General features: G+C 65.4%; 19 protein-coding genes. 9 read left to right on the top strand and 10 right to left on the bottom strand.

The annotated features are described in order from the left end of the window. Window positions 1-90: 90 nt before the first annotated feature. From I6F33_RS01305 to I6F33_RS01285, 5 genes are all read right to left on the bottom strand, one after another. Window positions 91-972: a 3-hydroxybutyryl-CoA dehydrogenase gene (locus tag I6F33_RS01305; RefSeq protein WP_035996839.1), complete on the bottom strand. Its 882-nt coding sequence runs from the start codon at window positions 970-972 to the stop codon at window positions 91-93. 194 nt (window positions 973-1,166) lie between these two features. Continuing rightward, window positions 1,167-2,111 carry an electron transfer flavoprotein subunit alpha/FixB family protein gene (locus I6F33_RS01300; protein WP_036020748.1) on the bottom strand — a complete coding sequence of 315 codons (945 nt, stop codon included), beginning with the start codon at window positions 2,109-2,111 and terminating at the stop codon, window positions 1,167-1,169. Next, window positions 2,111-2,860 (bottom strand): electron transfer flavoprotein subunit beta/FixA family protein, encoded by a 750-nt coding sequence (locus tag I6F33_RS01295; RefSeq protein ID WP_157286821.1) that lies wholly within the window; start codon window positions 2,858-2,860, stop codon window positions 2,111-2,113. The genes I6F33_RS01300 and I6F33_RS01295 overlap by 1 nt, the downstream gene beginning before the upstream one ends. A 127-nt stretch (window positions 2,861-2,987) precedes the next feature. After that, window positions 2,988-3,560, bottom strand: coding sequence for a cob(I)yrinic acid a,c-diamide adenosyltransferase (locus I6F33_RS01290; protein WP_057028384.1), 573 nt, complete (start codon window positions 3,558-3,560; stop codon window positions 2,988-2,990). A 2-nt stretch (window positions 3,561-3,562) separates the two neighbouring features. Further along, a complete protein-coding gene (locus I6F33_RS01285) occupies window positions 3,563-3,757 on the bottom strand; it encodes a twin transmembrane helix small protein (protein ID WP_036020744.1) in 195 nt (64 codons plus the stop codon). A 312-nt stretch (window positions 3,758-4,069) separates the two neighbouring features. On the opposite strand from I6F33_RS01285, the gene I6F33_RS01280 reads away from it, so the two are divergent. Continuing rightward, entirely contained in the window at window positions 4,070-4,963 is an 894-nt protein-coding gene (locus tag I6F33_RS01280; protein WP_109142243.1) for a YihY/virulence factor BrkB family protein, read from the top strand. Here I6F33_RS01280 and I6F33_RS01275 read toward each other — a convergent pair. The 3 genes from I6F33_RS01275 to I6F33_RS01265 form a co-directional block, all read right to left on the bottom strand. Then, window positions 4,890-6,143 carry an ATP-binding protein gene (locus I6F33_RS01275; protein WP_109142242.1) on the bottom strand — a complete coding sequence of 418 codons (1,254 nt, stop codon included), beginning with the start codon at window positions 6,141-6,143 and terminating at the stop codon, window positions 4,890-4,892. The two genes, I6F33_RS01280 and I6F33_RS01275, sit on opposite strands and share 74 nt — an antisense overlap. Before the next feature lie 101 nt (window positions 6,144-6,244). After that, window positions 6,245-7,117: a tRNA glutamyl-Q(34) synthetase GluQRS gene (gene gluQRS, locus I6F33_RS01270; protein ID WP_225140775.1), complete on the bottom strand. Its 873-nt coding sequence runs from the start codon at window positions 7,115-7,117 to the stop codon at window positions 6,245-6,247. Continuing rightward, window positions 7,114-7,941, bottom strand: a complete 828-nt coding sequence (locus tag I6F33_RS01265) for a nucleotidyltransferase domain-containing protein (RefSeq protein ID WP_225141290.1) — start codon at window positions 7,939-7,941, stop codon at window positions 7,114-7,116. Before I6F33_RS01265 ends, gluQRS begins: the two co-directional genes overlap by 4 nt. Window positions 7,942-8,064: 123 nt before the next feature. Here I6F33_RS01265 and I6F33_RS01260 point away from each other — a divergent pair, with 123 nt between their 5' ends. Beyond that, entirely contained in the window at window positions 8,065-8,718 is a 654-nt protein-coding gene (locus tag I6F33_RS01260; protein ID WP_057028386.1) for a DNA-3-methyladenine glycosylase, read from the top strand. Here the strand turns inward: I6F33_RS01260 and I6F33_RS01255 are convergent. After that, entirely contained in the window at window positions 8,715-9,602 is an 888-nt protein-coding gene (locus I6F33_RS01255) for a LysR family transcriptional regulator (RefSeq protein ID WP_035996816.1), read from the bottom strand. The two genes, I6F33_RS01260 and I6F33_RS01255, sit on opposite strands and share 4 nt — an antisense overlap. A 181-nt stretch (window positions 9,603-9,783) precedes the next feature. Between I6F33_RS01255 and I6F33_RS01250 the strand changes: the two genes are divergently transcribed. The 6 genes from I6F33_RS01250 (at window position 9,784) to I6F33_RS01225 (ending at window position 17,330) form a co-directional block, all read left to right on the top strand. Further along, window positions 9,784-10,758, top strand: a complete 975-nt coding sequence (locus I6F33_RS01250; RefSeq protein WP_035996871.1) for a nitronate monooxygenase family protein — start codon at window positions 9,784-9,786, stop codon at window positions 10,756-10,758. Window positions 10,759-10,792: 34 nt separating this feature from the next. Continuing rightward, a complete protein-coding gene (locus tag I6F33_RS01245; RefSeq protein ID WP_035996813.1) occupies window positions 10,793-11,974 on the top strand; it encodes an ABC transporter substrate-binding protein in 1,182 nt (393 codons plus the stop codon). A gap of 22 nt (window positions 11,975-11,996) precedes the next feature. Next, complete coding sequence (locus tag I6F33_RS01240; protein WP_225141288.1) at window positions 11,997-13,523, top strand: acyl-CoA synthetase; 1,527 nt, start codon at window positions 11,997-11,999, stop codon at window positions 13,521-13,523. Window positions 13,524-13,686: 163 nt separating this feature from the next. Continuing rightward, entirely contained in the window at window positions 13,687-15,450 is a 1,764-nt protein-coding gene (locus tag I6F33_RS01235) for an NAD(P)/FAD-dependent oxidoreductase (protein WP_225140772.1), read from the top strand. Window positions 15,451-15,594: 144 nt separating this feature from the next. Next, entirely contained in the window at window positions 15,595-16,572 is a 978-nt protein-coding gene (locus I6F33_RS01230; protein ID WP_225140770.1) for a peptidyl-alpha-hydroxyglycine alpha-amidating lyase family protein, read from the top strand. A 200-nt stretch (window positions 16,573-16,772) separates the two neighbouring features. After that, entirely contained in the window at window positions 16,773-17,330 is a 558-nt protein-coding gene (locus tag I6F33_RS01225) for an HNH endonuclease (protein WP_057028390.1), read from the top strand. 20 nt (window positions 17,331-17,350) lie between these two features. Here I6F33_RS01225 and I6F33_RS01220 read toward each other — a convergent pair whose 3' ends face one another. Continuing rightward, the gene (locus I6F33_RS01220; protein WP_225140768.1) at window positions 17,351-18,232 is read right to left on the bottom strand and encodes a DMT family transporter; all 882 of its coding nucleotides are present in this window, start codon (window positions 18,230-18,232) and stop codon (window positions 17,351-17,353) included. A 178-nt stretch (window positions 18,233-18,410) separates the two neighbouring features. On the opposite strand from I6F33_RS01220, the gene I6F33_RS01215 reads away from it, so the two are divergent. After that, window positions 18,411-18,632 carry a dodecin gene (locus I6F33_RS01215; protein ID WP_036020706.1) on the top strand — a complete coding sequence of 74 codons (222 nt, stop codon included), beginning with the start codon at window positions 18,411-18,413 and terminating at the stop codon, window positions 18,630-18,632. Window positions 18,633-18,750: the final 118 nt, after the last annotated feature.

The following is an 18,750-nucleotide window of genomic DNA, read 5'->3' as shown; positions in this document are numbered from 1 at the left end:
CACCGCAGAGCCGGGACCTAGCCTTCAGCGCGCGGTTCCTGGGCCTCGGCTCTGCGGCGCTCCGCGCTGCGTCCGGGGCACAAGGCCACCTTACCGCGTCGGCACCGGCTTGGCGCCGCGGTAGTCGTAGAAGCCGCGCTGGGTCTTGCGGCCGAGCCAGCCGGCCTCGACGTATTTGACCAGCAGCGGGCACGGGCGGTACTTGGAGTCGGCTAGCCCCTCGTGCAGCACCTGCATGATGGAGAGGCAGGTGTCGAGCCCGATGAAATCGGCAAGCTCAAGCGGACCCATGGGATGGTGGGCGCCCAGTTTCATCGCCGCGTCGATCGCCTCGACGTTGCCGACGCCTTCATACAGCGTGTAGATCGCCTCGTTGATCATCGGCAGCAGGATGCGGTTGACGATGAAGGCCGGGAAATCCTCGGAGACCGCGACCTGCTTGCCGAGCTTGCCGACGAAGTCCTTGGCGGTCTCGAAGGTGGCGTCGTCGGTGGCGATGCCGCGGATCAGCTCGACCAGTTCCATCAACGGCACTGGATTCATGAAGTGAATGCCGATGAAGCGCTCCGGGCGGTCGGTGGCGGCGGCGAGGCGCGTGATCGAGATCGAGGACGTATCGGAGGCGACGATCGCCTCCGGCTTCAATACGGCGCAGAGCTCGTGGAAGATCTTGCGCTTGACCTCTTCCTTCTCGACCGCGGTCTCGATGACGAGGTCGCAATCGGCGAGATCGTCCAGCTTCTCGGCTAGCTTGATACGCGCAATCGCCTTGGCCCTGTCGTCCTCGGTGACGGCCTTCTTGGAGACCTGACGCGCCAGATTGCCGTTGATGGTGGCCATGCCCGACTTGAGGCGGTCGGCCGAAACGTCGTTGAGCACCACGTCGAAGCCAGCGAGCGCCGCGACATGCGCGATGCCATTGCCCATCTGACCCGCGCCGATCACGCCGACCTTCTTGATCACTGCCGCCATATTGTCATCCACCGGAACGGCGCGCGGGGGGCGCGCCCTGCCTTTCCCCTCGAGCCGGGAGGTCCGATTTAATCAGAACCTTGGCTCGAAACCTAGATTGGATCGTCTCCAAGGCGCGCCCACGCCAAAGAAAACGCCTCAGAAACGCAGCACCGGCCGGAGTTTATACCTCCGGCCGGTGTTTTCGATGCCTTTTACTTGCCGAGCTTGCCGAGTTCGGCCGTCAGCTCCGGAACCGCTTGGTAGAGATCGGCCACTAGGCCGTAATCGGCGACCTGGAAGATCGGCGCGTCCTCGTCCTTGTTGATCGCAACGATCACCTTGGAGTCCTTCATGCCGGCCAGATGCTGGATCGCGCCGGAAATGCCGACCGCAACATAGAGCTCGGGGGCCACCACCTTGCCGGTCTGGCCGACCTGCCAGTCGTTCGGCGCATAGCCGGCATCGACCGCGGCGCGCGAGGCACCGACACCGGCCCCAAGCTTGTCCGCGAGCGGCTCGATGTACTTGGCGAAGTTCTCGCGGCTCTGCATGGCGCGGCCACCGGAGACGATGATCTTGGCCGAGGTCAGCTCGGGGCGATCGCTCTTGGCGACTTCCTCACCGACGAAAGTCGACAGGCCCGGATCGGCCGCCGCCGCCACGGTCTCGACCGGGGCGCTGCCGCCCTCGCCTGCTGCGGCGAAGGTCGAGGTGCGGACCGTGATGACCTTCTTGGCGTCCTTCGACTTCACTGTCTGGATGGCGTTGCCGGCGTAGATCGGGCGCTCATAGGTATCGGGCGCGACCACCTTGGTGATCTCCGAGACCTGCATGACGTCGAGCAGAGCGGCGATGCGGGGCATCACGTTCTTGAAGCGCGAGGTCGCCGGCGCGACGATGGCGTCATAGCCGGACGCCAGCGACACCACCAGCGCAGCCAGCGGCTCGGCGAGATCGTGCGCGTAGAGGTCGCCATCGGCGAGCAGCACCTTCTTCACGCCAGCGAGCTTGGCAGCGGCATCCGCCGCGGCCTTGGCGTTCTGGCCGGCGACCAGCACCTCGACATCCGCGCCAAGCGCGGCAGCTGCGGTCAGGGCCTTGTTGGTGGCGTCCTTGAGCGACGCATTGTCGTGTTCGGCAATCAGAAGCGTCGTCATCAGAGCACCCCGGCTTCGTTCTTGAGTTTCGACACCAGCTCGGCGACGTCCTTGACCTTGACTCCGGCCTTGCGGCCCGCGGGCTCAGCCGTCTTCAGAACTTCGAGACGCGCGGCGATGTCGACGCCGTAATCGGCGACCGTCTTCTCCGCGATCGGCTTCTTCTTCGCCTTCATGATGTTGGGCAGCGAGGCGTAGCGCGGCTCGTTGAGGCGGAGATCGGTGGTGACGATCGCCGGTCCCTTCAGCTTCACGGTCTGCAGACCGCCATCGACTTCACGCGTCACCTTGAAGTCGGAGCCTTCGACCTCGAGCTTGGAGGCGAAGGTCGCCTGCGACCAGCCGAGCAGCGCGGCCAGCATCTGGCCGGTCTGGTTCGAGTCGTCGTCGATCGCCTGCTTGCCGAGAATGATTAGGCCCGGCTGCTCTTCGTCCGCAACCTTCTTCAGGATCTTGGCGACGGCGAGCGGCTCGACGGTGCCGTCCGCCTTCACCAGGATGCCGCGATCGGCGCCCATGGCAAGACCGGTGCGGATCGTCTCGGACGCCTGCGCAGGTCCAATCGAGACCACCACGACCTCGGTGGCCTTGCCGGCTTCTTTCAGGCGCAGCGCTTCCTCGACAGCGATTTCGTCGAAGGGGTTCATGGACATCTTGACGTTGGCGAGTTCAACGCCCGATCCATCGCCCTTGACGCGGACCTTGACGTTGTAATCGACCACCCGCTTTACCGGCACTAAGACCTTCATCGATCCTCTTTCACTCAATTTGGGAGGGGGGTTATCAACTGGCGCGGAACCTAAAGGCCTGATCTGCCCCGGTCAACGCGCGAACGGGTCTAATTTTGGCCTTCTGAAATGCGCCGAGCGCGATGGGTCAGCGGTTCTGGCCGGGAACCCAGAGCACGTCGCCGGCGCCATTGCCGTTCACGACCCGGCTGGCCACGAAGAGAAAGTCGGACAGGCGATTCATATATTGGATGCCAGCCGCGCTGACCGGCTCGCCCGGCTGGGCCGCCAGTTCCACGATCACGCGTTCCGCCCTGCGGCATATCGTGCGCGCCACATGCAGATGGGCCGCGGCCGGCGTGCCGCCGGGAAGCACGAAGGAGGTCAGCGGCGCGAGCTTGTCGTTGAGCGCGTCGATGTCGCGCTCGAGCCGCTCGACCTGGCTCGCCACCACCCGCAGCCGCTCGGCCTTGCCTTCCCGCTCCGGCACGGCGAGATCGGCACCAAGATCGAACAGATCGTTCTGGATCCGGCCGAGCATCGCATCGAGCTCGGGCATCTCCGCGGTGTAGAGCCTGACCACGCCGATCGCCGCGTTGGTCTCGTCGACGGTGCCATAGGCCTCGATTCGCAGATCGTATTTCGGACGCCGCTCTCCGGTTCCGAGCGCCGTCGTGCCATCGTCACCGGTCTTCGTGTAGATGCGGTTCAGCACCACCATGATCAGCGTCCCATCGCCCAGACCGCGAGCATCGCGACGATGATCGCCACGAACTGAAGCAGCACGCGCCAGCGCATCAGCTTCTGCGAGGTGTTGGGCGAGCCGCCGCGCATCATGTTGATGAGCCCGAGCAGCAGCACCAGCGCCACGGCGCCGGCTGCGGCCGGCAGGATGAAAGTACTCAGGAAAGATGCCATTTGAGGGTAGATAACACCGTGTGTGCCGGTCCGCCATCTCCCCAGCTCGTCATTCCGGGGCGATGCGGCGGGATCGAGCGCAGCGAGACCCGGCGCGTCGAGCCCGGAATCCATCGCGCCACTTGCGCCGCGGCTAGATGGATTCCGGCCTCGCGCTGCGCGCGCCCCGGAATGACAAAGGGGGCTTCGCGAACTGGCTTTTGGGCCAAGAATATCAGATGGTAGCGCGATGATTTTTCGATTTGCGCCCATTGCTTGTTCTCCTGGCCTCTCCCTACGTTCAGAAGGAGACAGCAGCGGCGTAGGTGCCAAGTGAAAGCCATCCGCTACATCTACTGCGTCGCTGAGGACGCGTTCTACACGTTCCTCGCCGATGACGGCTGGGCGATCGCGAGCCACATCGCGCTCTCGACGCTGATGGCGCTGTTCCCATTCCTGATCGTGCTGACCGCGCTCGCCGGCTTCTTCGGCTCCAAGGAACTCGCCGACCAGGCCGCCAGCCTGATGCTCCAGGTCTGGCCCAAGCAGGTCGCCGATTCGATCTCGGGCGAGGTGCATGACGTGCTGACCACCACCCGGACCGGCCTTTTGACCATCGGCGCGGCGCTGTCGGTCTATTTCGCCTCGAACGGCGTCGAGGCGCTCAGGGTGGCGCTCAACCGCGCCTATGCGGTGGTGGAGATGCGAAGCTGGTACTGGCTTCGGCTGGAGTCGATTGCCTATACGATCATTGCGGCCTTCACGGCGCTCGCTATGGCGTTCCTGATCGTGCTCGGTCCGCTCATTATCGAGGCGGCGCGGCGCCACATTCCGCTGTTCGTCGAATCCAACGAGAGCATCCTCACCTGGGTGCGCTACGGCATCTCCATCGGCGCGCTGGTGGTGGCGCTGATCATCCTGCACGCCTGGCTGCCGGCGGGACGGCGCAGCTTCCTGCAGATACTGCCCGGCATCGTCTTCACCATCGTGGCGTCACTGATCTCCAGCATCGTGTTCGGCCAATACCTGGCCCGCTTTGCCAACAACTACGTGACCATGTATGCGGGGCTCGCCTCGGTGATCATCGCGCTGGTGTTTCTGTACTTCATCGCCGCGATCTTCGTTTACGGCGGCGAGCTCAATGCCGCGATCATCAAGTCGCGGCTTCCTCACGGCGTGTCGCTTCAAGCAGCGCAGTCGCTAAAGCCCTCGGAGACACAGGCTTGACCAGGAAGGCGTCGGCCCCGGCTTCGCGCGAGGCGGCCTCGTCCTCGCCGCGGCCGGACACGCCGATGATCGGGATCCGAGCCAGCGGCGTTGTCAGCCTGCGGATCCGCCGGATGGCCTCGATGCCGTCGATGCCCGGCAGCACCATGTCCATCAGCACCGCGTCGAATGCGCCCTGCTCCAGCCGGTTCACGGTGTCCTCGCCGCGCCCGATGAACTCGGCGTGATGGCCGAGCTCGGTCAGGATGGTGTTGAGCACGACGCGGCCGAACGGATTGTCCTCGACGCTGAGAACGCGAAGCGCAGCGGCCGCCTCGGGCTCGCTGCCGTCCTTTGCCTTGCGGGTCTTGCCCCGTCCCGCCAAGTCCAGCGACACCGTCAATGTGAAGGTGGCGCCGCCACCGCGGCGCGGAGCGACGGTGATGTCGCCGCCCATCGCCCGCGCCAATTGCTTGACCGAGGAGAGCCCCAAGCCGGCGCCGCCGAAGCGCGCGGCAATGGTGACATTGGCCTGGGTGAACGGGCGGAAAAGCCGCTTGATCTCGGCCATGGTCAGGCCGATGCCGCTGTCGGACACGGCGAAAGCGACGCCGACCCTGCCCTTTGCTTTGCCTTTGGCGGGACGCCACGGCTCGACGGCGAGGGCCACTCCGCCCTGGTCGGTAAATTTCACGGCGTTGTCGATCAGGTTCTCGAGCGCGGCGCGCAGGCGGACGGAATCACCGACCACGAGCCCTGGGATCTTGTCGGCGATCTCGACCTTGGCCTGGAGACCTTTGGCCGCGGCGCGGCCGGCCAGGGAATCGCCGGCGGTGCGGGCGAGCGCCTTGAGATCGAACAGATCCTGGCGCGGCGTGCTGCCGCCCTTCTCCGTTCTGGCAGCATCCACGAACAGCGTGGCGAGGCTCGCCAGATGCTCGGCGCCGGCCTTGATGGTGTCGGCCCAGCGCCGCTCCCGCTCGCCGAGATCGGAGGTCGCGAGCAGGTCGCTGATCGCGAGAATGCCGGTCAGGGGGGTGCGGACCTCATGGGCAAACGCGGCCAGCGCCGCCTGGACGACATCAGGCGCAGCCGCCTTGGTGCTGCGCTTGCGCAACTGGCCGGCCGCCTTGGGCCGCTTCCGAAGCGGCCGCCGCCTGGACGTCCGGGTGGTGCGCACTGGACGCGTCTTCGCCGCCATGAATCCCCTTCGAAGTACCCTCTTCGAACCCCGCGCTGGCCAAGCATGGCACGGAGGAACGCCCGGAGTCACGGCGACGTTTCGCTAACCCCCAGAGAAACTTAACCTAATCCCACCAGCCGGCGGATCGCGGCAGGCGTGAGGCCGGCCGAACGCAATTCGCGCAGACCGGTCGAGCGGCTCGATTTCGACAGCTTCCGGCCCGCCTCATCCCGAATCAGCCGGTGATGGCGATAGACCGGCTCGGGCAGGCCGAGCAGAACCTGGAGCAAGCGGTGCACCGCCGTGGCGGAAAACAGGTCTTGGCCCCGCACGATCTCGCTGGCGCCCTGGAGCGCGTCGTCGACGACCACCGAGAGATGGTAGCTGGTCGGCGTCTCCTTGCGGGCCAGGATGACATCGCCCCAGGCCTCCGGCCGCGCCGGGATGATGCCGCGCTCGCCGTCCGGCCCCTCGCCGAGTTCGTTCCAGCTCAGGCCGGCGGCGCGGCCGCAGGCGGCCGCCATGTCGAGCCGCAGCGCATAGGGCGCGCCCGAGGCGATCAGCTGCGCGCGCGCGTCAGCCGAGAGCGATTTGGCTTCGCCCGGATAAAGCGGCGCGCCGTCGGGATCACGTGGCCACGGCCCGCCGGCCTCGCGCGCCGCCACCAGCCTTGCGATCTCGGCCCGGCTTTCGAAGGCGGGATAGACGAGACCGAGCGCAGAGAGCTTGTCCAGCGCAGCGCGATAATCGGCGAGATGTTCGGATTGACGCCGCACCGGGGTCTCCCAGGCAATCGCAAGCCAGGCGAGATCCTCGTAGATCGCCGCCTCGAACTCCGGCCGGCACCGCGTCGCGTCGATGTCCTCGATCCGCAGCAACAACCGCCCCCCCGTCTCTCGCGCACGATCGAAGTTGAGCAGCGCGGAATAGGCGTGGCCGAGATGCAGGAAGCCGTTCGGGCTGGGGGCGAATCGGAAAACGGGTAGCATCATGCAGGTTGGAACGGGAAGCTGACGCCGTTCTCCCCTTCGAGGCGCTCCACGACGCCACGGTAGAACTGCTCTGCCCGAAGGACCAATTCTTCCGATGCACTCGCCCCACCTCCTTCGAATGCTCCGCGCGCGAGCTCGAATTCCGAATCGACGAAATTGGCCACCGCGCGTGGCAACGTGGCTGAGCCGAGTTCGTGCGAAATCGCCTTCCGCTCCATGAGACCGGCAATCTCCGCTTTCAATTCGTCCGGCGGATCACACTCCTTCATGAGGGTGGGGAAATTCATCGGCGCGACGGCTTCCTCCGGACGCATGCGCAGCCATCGCAAAGCGGCCGCGGGTCGAAGCGCGTAGAAGATCTTCTTTTGCGGAACGCTCGTCCCATCGCCGAAATAAACCCGTCGCTGACGCTCGCCGAGATGAAGATAATGTCGGCAGATCGCCTCCCGGCTCGCAGCCTCTCTGGCAAAGGCCAGAAATTCATCGCGAAACCATGCTCGTCCGCGATAAACGACGGGCGAGCACAGCCACTCCACGATCACTGCATTACCCTTCAACAGGAGCTGGAGCGCCTTGCGCAAATCCCAACCGTTGGCGTCAAGATCTCCCTCGAAGGGGAGTTCGATGACGTCGCGGCTGACCCACGGCGTAATGTGATCCATCGCGCGGCGCACATAGACAAAACGACAATCATAGTCGCTATCAGGAGACGCAAACCCCCAAGCTCGGCTTCCGCTTTCGATGGCCAGTGGAAGGAAGACTCGGTGTTCCTCGACGACGCGATCCAGCATGGCATCGATCAAGGCGACTTTTTTGCCGTCCATCTCCACGGGAATACTTCTCAAAGTCATCGAACGCTTCCGGGATTCCGATAGTATGGTCTTAATCCTATCGTCCTAAGCCGTCCACAGGACGCCAAATCCGCATTGCGGCAAGCTGATGACGCCATGACCATCCACCTCGAAACCCAGTCCGATCTCGAAGAGGCCGTCCACGCGCTGATCAAGCGCGATCCGCGCCTCAAGCCCGTGCTCGAGATCGCGGGCATGCCGGCGTTGCGGCGGCGCGAGCCGGGGTTTACGGGGCTCGCGCACATCGTCTGCGGGCAGCAGCTCTCCACCGCGAGCGCCGCGGCGATCTGGGGGCGGCTGTCGGCCGCATTCGATCCGCTCGACCATGACGCCGTGCGCCGCGCCCGCGCCGACCGCCTGGGGCGGCTCGGCCTCTCCGCCGCCAAGATCAAGACGCTCAAGCATCTCGCCCGCGAGATCGCCGCGCAGCGGCTGAATCTCGACGTGCTCGCCGAGGAGGATGCCGACGCCGCGCATCACACCCTGATCGCGCTGCCCGGCATCGGCCCCTGGACGGCCGACCTCTACTTGCTGTTCTGCCTCGGCCACGGCGATGCCTGGCCGGCCGGCGACCTCGCCGTGCAGGAAGGCATCCGTATCGGCCTCGGCCTCAAGGCGCGGCCGACGGAGAAGCAGATGGCGCCGATTGCCGAGCCCTGGCGTCCGCTGCGCGGTGCGGCGGCGCATCTGTGGTGGAGCTATTACCGCGCGGTGAAGAAGCGCGAGGGCGTGCTCGCGGAATCGGGCTAACCCCGCAGCCGCGCGCGGTCGGTCCGGGCGCATTCGGCGACGAATTCGATTACGGCGCGCACCGCCGGCAGCTCGACGAGGTCGGGATGGGCCAGCAGCCAGAGATCCGCAACGCTGGCGAGCTTCTGCGGGGCGACGCGCACGAGATCGGAATAGGCTTCGGCGACGAAGCACGACAGCGCGGAGATTCCGATGCCGGCGCGGACCGCCGCCAGCATGTCCCCCTGGGACGAGCAGCGCATCGCCACCCTTGCCTGCCGCGTGACGACGTCGCTCCAGCGCGCAAGCTGCGCATTGGACGTCTGGTCGGCGAAGCCGATGACGCTGTGCTCCTTCCAATCGCCGCGCCTTTCCGGCAGGGACCGCCCGGCGGCATAATCGCGCGAGGCATAGAAGCCGGTGCCGAGACGGCCGATCTTGCGGCCGACCAGGTTCTCCTCCCCGGTATCGAAGGGCCGCAGCACCACGTCCGCCTCACGCCGGCGCACGCTCGCCGGAAATGGATGGGTGATGATCTCGAGCTGGATATGATCGTGCGCGCGCAGGAAGGCTGGCAAGCGCGGCATCAGCCAGTGCGAGGCCAGCGTCGCGCCGATCGACAGCTTGACGATGCCGCGCGCCTTGTGTCCACCCGCCGCCACTGCGGTTTCGGCCCGCAGCGCTGCGGCCGCCATGGCCTCGGCGTGCTCGCGCAAGGTCCGTCCATCCGCGGTCAGCGCCAGGCCATCGGCAGCCCGCGCCACCAATCTGGTGCCGAGCTGGGCTTCCAGCGCTGCGATCTTGCGGCTGACGGTGGGATGGCTGGTGTGCAGGCGGCGGGCGGCGGCGGTGAAGCTGCCGGTATCGGCGACCGCGACGAAGGTCTTGCAAAGGTCCCAATCCATCGGCGGCCCTGTTCATACCTGAATGATCGTCCGTTCATTATTGAACGGCCCGGGCGGCGCCGTCCAACCTTATAATGGGGTCAAATCCGCGGCCACGGGCGGCCCATCCGCCCGCGCGACAATCAAAACGGAAACGCCTCGTGATCCGCCCGCCGGCGGGGCCGCGTTTCGGGAGGACATGATGGCACTGCCCAATCTCTTGAAGGATTCGCTCGAGCTGCCCGTGGTCGGCTCGCCGCTGTTCATCGTCTCCGGCCCGGAACTGGTGATCGCCCAGTGCAAGGCGGGCGTCGTCGGCTCCTTTCCCGCGCTCAATGCCCGTCCGGTCGAGAAGCTCGGCGAATGGCTGAGCCGGATCGAAGACGAGCTCGGCGAGTACAAATCGCGCAATCCCGGCAAGAAGGTCGCGCCCTACGCCGTCAACCAGATCTGCCATGCCTCCAACGACCGGCTGATGAAGGACATGGAGACCTGCGTCAAGCACAAGGCGCCGATCATCATCACCTCGCTGCGGCCGCCTGCTGAGATCGTCGAGGCCGCGCATTCCTATGGCGGGCTGGTGTTCCACGACGTCATCAACGTCAAGCACGCGCGCAAAGCGGCCGAACAGGGCGTCGACGGCCTGATCCTGGTCTGCGCCGGTGCGGGCGGACACGCCGGCACGCTGTCGCCCTTCGCGCTGGTGCGCGAGGTCAAGCAATGGTTTGACGGCGCCGTCCTGCTGTCGGGCGCGATCAGCGACGGCTATGGCATCGCCTCGGCGCTAACGCTGGGCGCCGACCTCGCCTATATGGGCACGCGCTTCATCGCGACGCAGGAAGCCAATGCCGACCAAGCCTACAAATCGGCGCTGACGCAGCACGCCGCGCACGACATCGTCTACACCAACCTGTTCACCGGCGTGCACGGCAATTATCTCGGCCCGTCGATCGCTGCCGCCGGCCTCGATCCGGACAACCTCCCCGCCGCCGATAAATCGAAGATGAATTTCGGCTCCGGCGGCAACATGAAATCCAAGGCGTGGCGCGACATCTGGGGATCGGGCCAGGGCATCGGCCAGATCACCGATGCCCCGCCCGTTGCGGAGCTCGTCGACCGCATGAAGCGTGAATTCGATCAGGCGAGGCAGGATTTCCTGATGCGCGTCAGCGCCTGACGTCTCCAACTGACAACACAAACGGGAGGATATCATGAAGCTGGCAGCCGCACTGATCGGTCTGTCCCTGCTGGCACTCGCCACGGACAGCACCCACGCCGAAGGCACGGAGATCCGGATCGGACAGACCCTGCCCTATAGCGGCCCGGCCTCCGGCTTCGGCGCGATCGGCCGCACGCAGGAGGCGTTCTTCGAGAAGATCAATGCCGAAGGCGGCATCAACGGCCGCAAGGTCAAGTTCATCACGCTGGACGATGCCTACTCGCCGCCGAAGACGGTCGAGCAGACCCGCAAGCTGGTGGAGCAGGACGAAGTTCTGATGCTGTTCGGCTCGCTCGGCACCGCCACCAACAGCGCCGTGCATCGCTACCTCAACGGCAAGAAGGTGCCGCAGCTGTTCGTGCTTTCCGGCGCGACCAAATGGGCCGATCCGCAGAAATATCCATGGACCATGCCCGGCATGGCCGCCTATGAATCCGAAGGCGTGGTCTATGCCAAGCACGTGCTGCGCACCAAGCCGGGCGCCAAGATCGCCATCCTCTCCCAGAACGACGATTTCGGCCGCGACTACGTCGCCGGCTTCAAGCGCGCGCTCGGCGACAAGGCTGCCGGCATGATCGTTGCGGAAGCGACCTACGAGACCAGCGCGCCGACGATCAGCTCGCAGCTCTCGACCCTGAAGGCATCGGGCGCCGACGTGCTGTTCGGCGTCGTGCTCGGCAAGTTCACCTCGCAGATGATCAAAGGCGTCGCCGAGCTCGGCTGGAAGCCCGAGCTGTTCTTCGTGCCGACCTCGGCCTCGTCGATCTCGTTCCTGGAGCCGGCCGGGCTCGACAACGCCGTCGGCCTGATCTCGTCGAGCAACCAGAAGGACACGATGGACCCGCAATGGGCCAGCGATCCCGGCGTGAAGGAGTATTTCGCCTTCATGAAGCAGTACATGCCGAACGCGGACCTCTCCAACTCCAACTATGCGGCCGGCTACCATTACGCGACGCTCCTGATGACGGTACTGAAGGCGTGCAAGGACGATTTCAGCCGCGACAACATCATGCGCCAGTCCGCCTCGCTGAAAGAGGTGAAGCTGCCGCTGCTGCTGCCCGGCATATCCGTCAGCACCGCCGCCGACGACTATCTGCCGTTCCAGCAGCTGCAGCTGCGGCGCTTCAACGGCAAGAGCTGGGTCGGCTTCGGCGACGTGCTGGACGATCGCTGATTCCAACGGAATGGGAATGACCATGATCATCAGCGGCGAACGCCGGATCGGCCATGACGAAATCCAGGCGCGCATCAGACGCGCGGCGAGCGGGCTGCGCACCCTCGGCCTTGCCGAAGGTGCGCCCGTTGCCATGATGCTGCGCAACGACTTCGCCTTGTTCGAGGTGGTCGCGGCCTCGGCCGCACTGGGCAGCCCCGTGGTGCCGATCAACTGGCACCTGAAGGCCGAGGAGGTCCGCTACATCCTGACCGACAGCGGCGCGAAGATCCTGATCTGCCACGCCGACCTGCTGCCACAAATCCGCGGCGGCATTCCGGAGGATGTCCGCCTGCTCGTGGTCGCAACCCCGCCCGAGCTGGCGGCGACCTTCGCCATTCCCCGTGAGCTGACCGAGGTCTCTTCGGGCCTGACCGATTGGGACCGCTGGCGCGACGGCCACACGGAAACAGAGGAGCCGCCGCGCCGGGCGGCGGCGATGATCTACACGTCGGGGACCACAGGCATGCCGAAGGGCGTGCGGCGCATGCCGATGCCGCCGGAGCAGGCCGCCGCCTCGGAGCGCGTCGGCGCGATCGCCTACGGCATCAAGCCGCGCGAGGACCAGGTCGTGCTGATCAACGGTCCGATGTATCACTCGGCGCCGCATTCCTACAGCATGATGGCCTTCCGCAACGGCTGCACCATCGTGCTTCAGCCGCGGTTCGACGCCGAGGAGCTGCTGGCGCTGATCGAGCGCCACCGTGTGACGCATATCCACATGGTGCCGACCATGTTCGTGCGCCTGTTGCGCCTGCCCGAAGCGGTCAGGCAGCGCTACGACCTGTCGTCGCTGCGCTTCGTCGTGCACGGCGCGGCGCCCTGCCCGCCCGAGGTGAAGCGGGCCATGATCGAGTGGTGGGGACCGGTCATCAACGAATATTTCGGCTCGACCGAGACCGGCATCCCGGTCTGGCACTCGGCCGAAGAGGCGCTGAAGAAGCCCGGCACGGTCGGCCGCGCCATCGAAGGTGGCATCGTCAAGATCTTTCGCGACGACGGCAGCCTCTGCGATGCTGGTGAGGTCGGCGAGATCTATATGCGCCAGACCGCGGTGCCCGATTTCGACTATCACGGCAAGGCGCAGGCGCGCGCCGAGGCCGGGCGCGACGGTCTCGTCAGCGTCGGCGACGTCGGCTATCTCGACGAGGACGGCTATCTGTTCCTGTGCGACCGCAAGCGCGACATGGTGATCTCGGGCGGCGTCAACATCTATCCCGCCGAGATCGAGAACGTGTTGATCGCGATGCCCGGCGTGCGCGATTGCGCCGTGTTCGGCATCCCCGACGCGGAATATGGCGAGCGGCTGTGCGCCTGCATCGAGCCCGACAGGGCCGAGCAGCTCTCCGCCGCCGCGGTGCAGGCTTTCTTGCGCGAGCGTCTGGCCAACTTCAAGGTGCCGAAGGAGGTCAAGTTCCTGGATGCGCTGCCCCGCGAGGCAACCGGAAAGATCTTCAAGCGCAAGCTGCGCGACCCCTATTGGGCGGACCACAGGCCGGCCGGCGCTTAAGTCGTTCTCCGGCCGCGTCCGCACGTGCGGAATTCCGGGCCATATTCCGTCCGGGCAGGGCCGCATGCCGGCCTCGCTCAGGTCCGCGGCTTTTGGCGGGCGGCGAAACCGTATAGCGTTCGATCTCTGAGGAAACGCCGCGAAGACGGCCATGAGGTCGCGCATGCTGGACCGGACGCAGGATATTTCCATCGCCGCACAGGCCTGGCTCGACGACTTCGAGCGCACCTTAAGCAGACCTGATCCCGCGACGCTGGGCCCGCTCTTCCTCGCCGACGGCTTCTGGCGCGACGTGCTGGCGCTGAGCTGGAACCTGCAAACGCTCGCCGGGCGCGAGACGATTGCGCAAGCGCTGGCCGCGCTCGCGTCCAAGGCAGAGCCGATCAGTTTCAAGCTCGCTCCGAACCGGGCCCCGCCGCGCTGGGTGACGCGGGCCGGCACCAACTGCATCGAGGCGATTTTCAACTTCGAGACCGCGCTCGGTCGCGGCAACGGCATCGTACGGCTCGTGCCTGATACTGCCGACGGCGACCGCCTGAAGGCCTGGACGCTGCTGACCGCGCTCGACGAACTCAAGGGCTTCGAGGAACAGCTCGGCACCTCGCGCCCGCGCGGCCAGGCCTATTCGCGCGACTTCCGCGGGCCGAACTGGCTCGACCAGCGCAACGCTGCGCGCGCCTATGCCGATCACGATCCGGCCGTGCTGGTGGTCGGCGGTGGCCAGGCCGGGCTCGCGATTGCCGCGCGGCTGAAGCAGCTGAAGGTCGACACCCTGATCGTCGATCGCGAGATGCGGATCGGCGACAATTGGCGCAAGCGCTATCACGCGCTGACCCTGCACAACCAGGTGCAGGTGAATCACCTGCCCTATATGCCGTTTCCGCCGAACTGGCCGGTCTATATCCCCAAGGACAAGCTCGCCAACTGGTTCGAGGCCTATGTCGATGCGATGGAGCTGAACTTCTGGACCGGCACCGAGTTCGAGGGCGGCGCCTATGACGAGGCCAAGGGCCACTGGACCGTCACGCTGCGACGCGCCGACGGCAGCAAGCGCACCATGCATCCGCGCCATGTGATCATGGCGACCGGCGTCAGCGGCATCGCCAACATTCCCGACATTCCGACCCTCGACAATTTCAAGGGGACGCTGGTGCATTCCAGCGGCTACGAGGACGGCGAGAACTGGACCGGCAAGCGCGCCATCGTCATCGGCACCGGCAACAGCGGTCATGACATCGCGCAGGATCTTCATTCCAGCGGCGCCGAGGTGACGCTGGTGCAGCGTTCGCCGACGCTGGTCACCAACATCGAGCCGTCGGCGCAGCTGGCCTACGCGACCTACAACGAGGGCACGCTCGAGGACAACGATCTGATTGCGGCCTCGATGCCGACGCCGCTCGCGAAGAAGACGCATGTGATGCTGACCGAGCAATCCAAGCAGCTCGACAAGGAGCTACTCGACGGCCTCGCCCGCGTCGGCTTCAAGCTCGATTTCGGCGAAGCCGGCACCGGCTGGCAGTTCAAATACCTCACCCGCGGCGGCGGCTATTACTTCAACGTCGGCTGCTCCAACCTGATCGTCGAGGGCAAGATCAGCCTCAGGCAGTTCTCCGACATCGAAAGCTTCAACGGTGAGGGCGCGCGGATGAAGGACGGCTCGATCATTACCGCCGACCTGGTCGTGCTCTCGACCGGCTACAAGCCGCAGGAATATCTGGTGCGCAAGCTGTTCGGCGACGGCATCGCCGACCGCGTCGGGCCGATCTGGGGTTTTGGCGAAGGCTTCGAGCTGCGCAACATGTATGCGCGCACCAGGCAGCCCGGCCTCTGGTTCATCGCCGGGAGCCTGGCGCAATGCCGGATCAACTCGAAATATCTGGCGCTGCAGATCAAGGCGATCGAGGAAGGGATTTTGGCACGAATATAGCTACAGCCGTCATTCCGGGGCCCGCGAAGCGCGAACCCGGAATCCATCTAACCACAGAGTATGCTGCCCAATGGATTCTCAGATGCGCAATTGCGCATCATAGGTCACGCTTCGCGCGCCCCGGAATGACAAGAGGAGAGATCAATGCCAGCCATTCTCGGCACCGGCGAGCACCGCTACCGCGTCGTCGACAACTTCGCGAAATTGCCGGACGGCTGGCAGCTCACCGACGTCGCCTCGGTGGCGGTCGACAGCAAGGACCGCGTCTACGTCTTCAACCGCGGCGCCCACCCGATGGTGGTGCTGGACCGCGAGGGCAATTTCCTGCGCAGTTTTGGCGAAGGCCTGTTCTCGCGCGCGCACGGCCTGCATATCGACGCCGACGACAATCTCTATTGCACCGACGACGGCGACCATACCGTGCGCAAATGCACCACTGACGGCAAGGTGCTGCTGACTATCGGCATTCCTGCAAAGCCGGCGCCGTTCATGAGCGGCGAGCCGTTCCACCGCTGCACCCACACCGCGCTGTCGCCGAAGGGCGAGATCTACGTCTCCGACGGCTATGGCAATGCGCGCGTGCACAAATTCACGCCCGACGGCAAGCTGATCAAGAGCTGGGGCGAGCCGGGCACTGATCCCGGTCAGTTCAACATCGTGCACAATATCGCCACCGATGCCGACGGCTGGGTCTATGTCGCCGATCGCGAGAACCACCGCGTCCAGGTGTTCGACGGCGAGGGCAAATACGAGACGCAGTGGAACAATCTGCACCGACCCTGCGCGCTGTGCTGTTGCGGCGGGGCCAAGAGCCCGACCTTCGTGATCGGCGAGCTCGGCCCCGGCCTCGCCATCAACCGCAATGTACCCAATCTCGGCCCGCGGCTGTCGATCGTGGACACCAAGGGAAATCGCATCGCGCGGCTCGGCGGCGAGGAGGGGCCGGGCGTCGCCAGCGGCAAATTCCTGGCGCCGCACGGCATCGCGCTGGACTCGAAGGGCGATATCTATGTCGGCGAGGTCGGCGTCACCAATTGGGAGACCAGCTTTCCGGACGAGGAGATGCCGGCCGCGGTGCGCGCGACGCGCTGCCTGCAGAAGCTGGAGCGGGTACGGGAGTAGCTGCCATGGCAACGGCAGCCCATGCTGGGGCGGTTCCGCGCGCCCCCTGGATCGCGGCTTTTTGAGCCCGTTTGCCACCCCGCCGCCGCATTGCTTGCGCTTGAATAAGTCGCTCAACGGGCTTCACAATCCCGTCACGCTGCATGTAGTATGTCACTACATGCTGCTTCGCAGCGTATATTGGAGGCCGGGAGCGTTACTTGAACGCACATGTCTCGCAAGGCAGTTGGCCGGTGTTGGTGCTGAATGCGGACTTCCGGCCGCTGAGTTACTACCCACTGTCGTTGTGGTCGTGGCAAGACGCGATCAAGGCGGTGTTCCTCGACCGCGTCAACATCGTCGCACATTACGATCAGGCGGTTCGAAGTCCCACGCTGGAAATGCAGCTGCCCAGCGTCGTCTCGCTCAAATCCTTCGTCAAGCCGACCACCCACCCCGCCTTCACCCGCTTCAACGTCTTCCTGCGCGATCGTTTCGCCTGCCAATATTGCGGCTCGCCCGAAGACCTCACCTTCGATCACATCATCCCGCGCAGCAAAGGCGGCCAGACCACCTGGGAGAACGTGGTCGCGGCGTGCTCGCCGTGTAATTTGCGCAAGGGCAATCTCACACCGGCGCAGTCCAAAATGTTTCCGCGCCAGACCGCGTTCGCGCCCACCGTGCACCAGCTCCACCGCAACGGCCGGCTGTTTCCGCCGAACTATCTGCACGACAGCTGGCTGGACTATCTGTACTGGGATACGGAGCTGGATCCGTAGGTGCGAGCCAGCGCGCTCTGCTACCCCCGCTGCAACGCCAGCGTCACGCCGCCGAGCGTGAGCGCCATCGCCGTCCATTCGCGATAGCCGAGCGGCTCGCCGAGAATGATCGCCGCTGAGACGACGCCGATCACGGGCACGATCAGCATGCCGGTCGACGCCGTGGTTGGGGGCAGACGGCGCAGCGTCTCGAACCAGGTGACGTAGCAGAGGCCCATCGGCACCAGCGTCATGTAGACGAAGCAGCCGAGCCCCAGCGGAGTGATGGCGGTGACGTCAGGGCGCTCGAACAGCACGCCGAGGACCAGCATCGTGGCGCAGCCCAGCCCGACCTGCCAGGCGACGACGACCAGCGGCGGCATCGGCAGCGGCTTGCGGTTGAGCACATTGCCGAGCGCGAACAGGATGGCGCAGAGCAGTGCGAGCGCAATGCCGACCAGCTTGTCGGTGCTGAACGCAAGACCGTCGCCGCTCAGGAGCAGCGTGACGCCGGCAATGCCGAGGACAAGCCCGAGAACATCTCGTCGCGCCGGCCGCGTGTGCAGCACCGGCCAGGCGAACAGCATCGCCCAGATCGGCATCGTATAGGCGAGCAGCGCGCCCTCACTCACGCTCACATATTTCATCGCGACCGTGCCGAGACCCATCCAGGCCAAGACGTTGGTGAAGGCCGCAAACAAGAGGCGCGGCACCGCCTCGCGCGGGACGGCGAAGGATTCCTTCCGGATCAGCACCAGGGTGCCGAGAATGAGCGAGGCGCAAACACCCGCAAGGCCGCGCGCGAACAAAGGCGGCCATTGCTGCAGCAGCAGCTTCATCAGCGGCCAGTTCAAAGCCCAGCCGAACGCCGTTACGCACAGGCAGAGAGAGCCGATCGTCCTGTCGCGTCGCGCCGTGTCCATACCCAGCGCTTAGCAGGCCGGCGCCGGCCGCTCCACCTCGCCTGGTGCATGCGGGCCATCGCGGAGCAAGGAACCCGAAGCTTCCACGACCGTTCAGACCGTGGGCCAGGCACGCTCGCCTGCGCACGTTCCGCCATACGCATGTTTCGGATGGCAATATACCAAATGAGGGAAGGCCATGCCCACAGCCGAGCACGATCACGTCTACAAGATCCTGGACCTCGTCGGATCATCCGAGACCTCGATCGAGGATGCGATCAAGAACGCCATCAGCCGCGCCTCCAAGACCGTTCGCGAGATAAGATGGTTCGAGGTCGTGCAAACGCGCGGCCATGTCGAGAACGGCGCCGTGCGTCATTTTCAGGTGACGCTGCGCGTCGGCTTCACGTTGGAAGGATGAGACGTCAGGCCGCCCATCGCGCGGCGACACCACCATGAAAGCGGGCCGACGAGAGTGGAACTCGATGTCGGCCATGTTCCCGGTCGAGTACAGACCCCGCACAATCATCGCGGATATT

The sequence above is a fragment of the Bradyrhizobium sp. BRP20 genome, assembly GCF_020194215.1.
Lineage (GTDB): Bacteria > Pseudomonadota > Alphaproteobacteria > Rhizobiales > Xanthobacteraceae > Bradyrhizobium > Bradyrhizobium yuanmingense.
Note: the sequence above shows the minus strand (reverse complement) of the source record. Positions and strands in the feature narration are given on the sequence as shown.

Excerpts from the sequence above, each read along its gene's own strand:
- I6F33_RS01255 (WP_035996816.1), bottom strand. The coding sequence starts at position 9,602 with ATGGATTGGGACCTTTGCAAGACCTTCGTCGCGGTCGCCGATACCGGC.
- I6F33_RS01265 (WP_225141290.1), bottom strand. The coding sequence starts at position 7,941 with ATGGACGGCAAAAAAGTCGCCTTGATCGATGCCATGCTGGATCGCGTC.
- I6F33_RS01250 (WP_035996871.1), top strand. The coding sequence starts at position 9,784 with ATGGCACTGCCCAATCTCTTGAAGGATTCGCTCGAGCTGCCCGTGGTC.
- I6F33_RS01230 (WP_225140770.1), top strand. The coding sequence starts at position 15,595 with ATGCCAGCCATTCTCGGCACCGGCGAGCACCGCTACCGCGTCGTCGAC.
- I6F33_RS01305 (WP_035996839.1), bottom strand. The coding sequence starts at position 972 with ATGGCGGCAGTGATCAAGAAGGTCGGCGTGATCGGCGCGGGTCAGATG.
- I6F33_RS01260 (WP_057028386.1), top strand. The coding sequence starts at position 8,065 with ATGACCATCCACCTCGAAACCCAGTCCGATCTCGAAGAGGCCGTCCAC.
- I6F33_RS01215 (WP_036020706.1), top strand. The coding sequence starts at position 18,411 with ATGCCCACAGCCGAGCACGATCACGTCTACAAGATCCTGGACCTCGTC.
- I6F33_RS01245 (WP_035996813.1), top strand. The coding sequence starts at position 10,793 with ATGAAGCTGGCAGCCGCACTGATCGGTCTGTCCCTGCTGGCACTCGCC.
- I6F33_RS01220 (WP_225140768.1), bottom strand. The coding sequence starts at position 18,232 with ATGGACACGGCGCGACGCGACAGGACGATCGGCTCTCTCTGCCTGTGC.
- I6F33_RS01240 (WP_225141288.1), top strand. The coding sequence starts at position 11,997 with ATGATCATCAGCGGCGAACGCCGGATCGGCCATGACGAAATCCAGGCG.
- I6F33_RS01275 (WP_109142242.1), bottom strand. The coding sequence starts at position 6,143 with ATGGCGGCGAAGACGCGTCCAGTGCGCACCACCCGGACGTCCAGGCGG.
- gluQRS (WP_225140775.1), bottom strand. The coding sequence starts at position 7,117 with ATGATGCTACCCGTTTTCCGATTCGCCCCCAGCCCGAACGGCTTCCTG.
- I6F33_RS01235 (WP_225140772.1), top strand. The coding sequence starts at position 13,687 with ATGCTGGACCGGACGCAGGATATTTCCATCGCCGCACAGGCCTGGCTC.
- I6F33_RS01295 (WP_157286821.1), bottom strand. The coding sequence starts at position 2,860 with ATGAAGGTCTTAGTGCCGGTAAAGCGGGTGGTCGATTACAACGTCAAG.
- I6F33_RS01285 (WP_036020744.1), bottom strand. The coding sequence starts at position 3,757 with ATGGCATCTTTCCTGAGTACTTTCATCCTGCCGGCCGCAGCCGGCGCC.
- I6F33_RS01290 (WP_057028384.1), bottom strand. The coding sequence starts at position 3,560 with ATGGTGGTGCTGAACCGCATCTACACGAAGACCGGTGACGATGGCACG.
- I6F33_RS01300 (WP_036020748.1), bottom strand. The coding sequence starts at position 2,111 with ATGACGACGCTTCTGATTGCCGAACACGACAATGCGTCGCTCAAGGAC.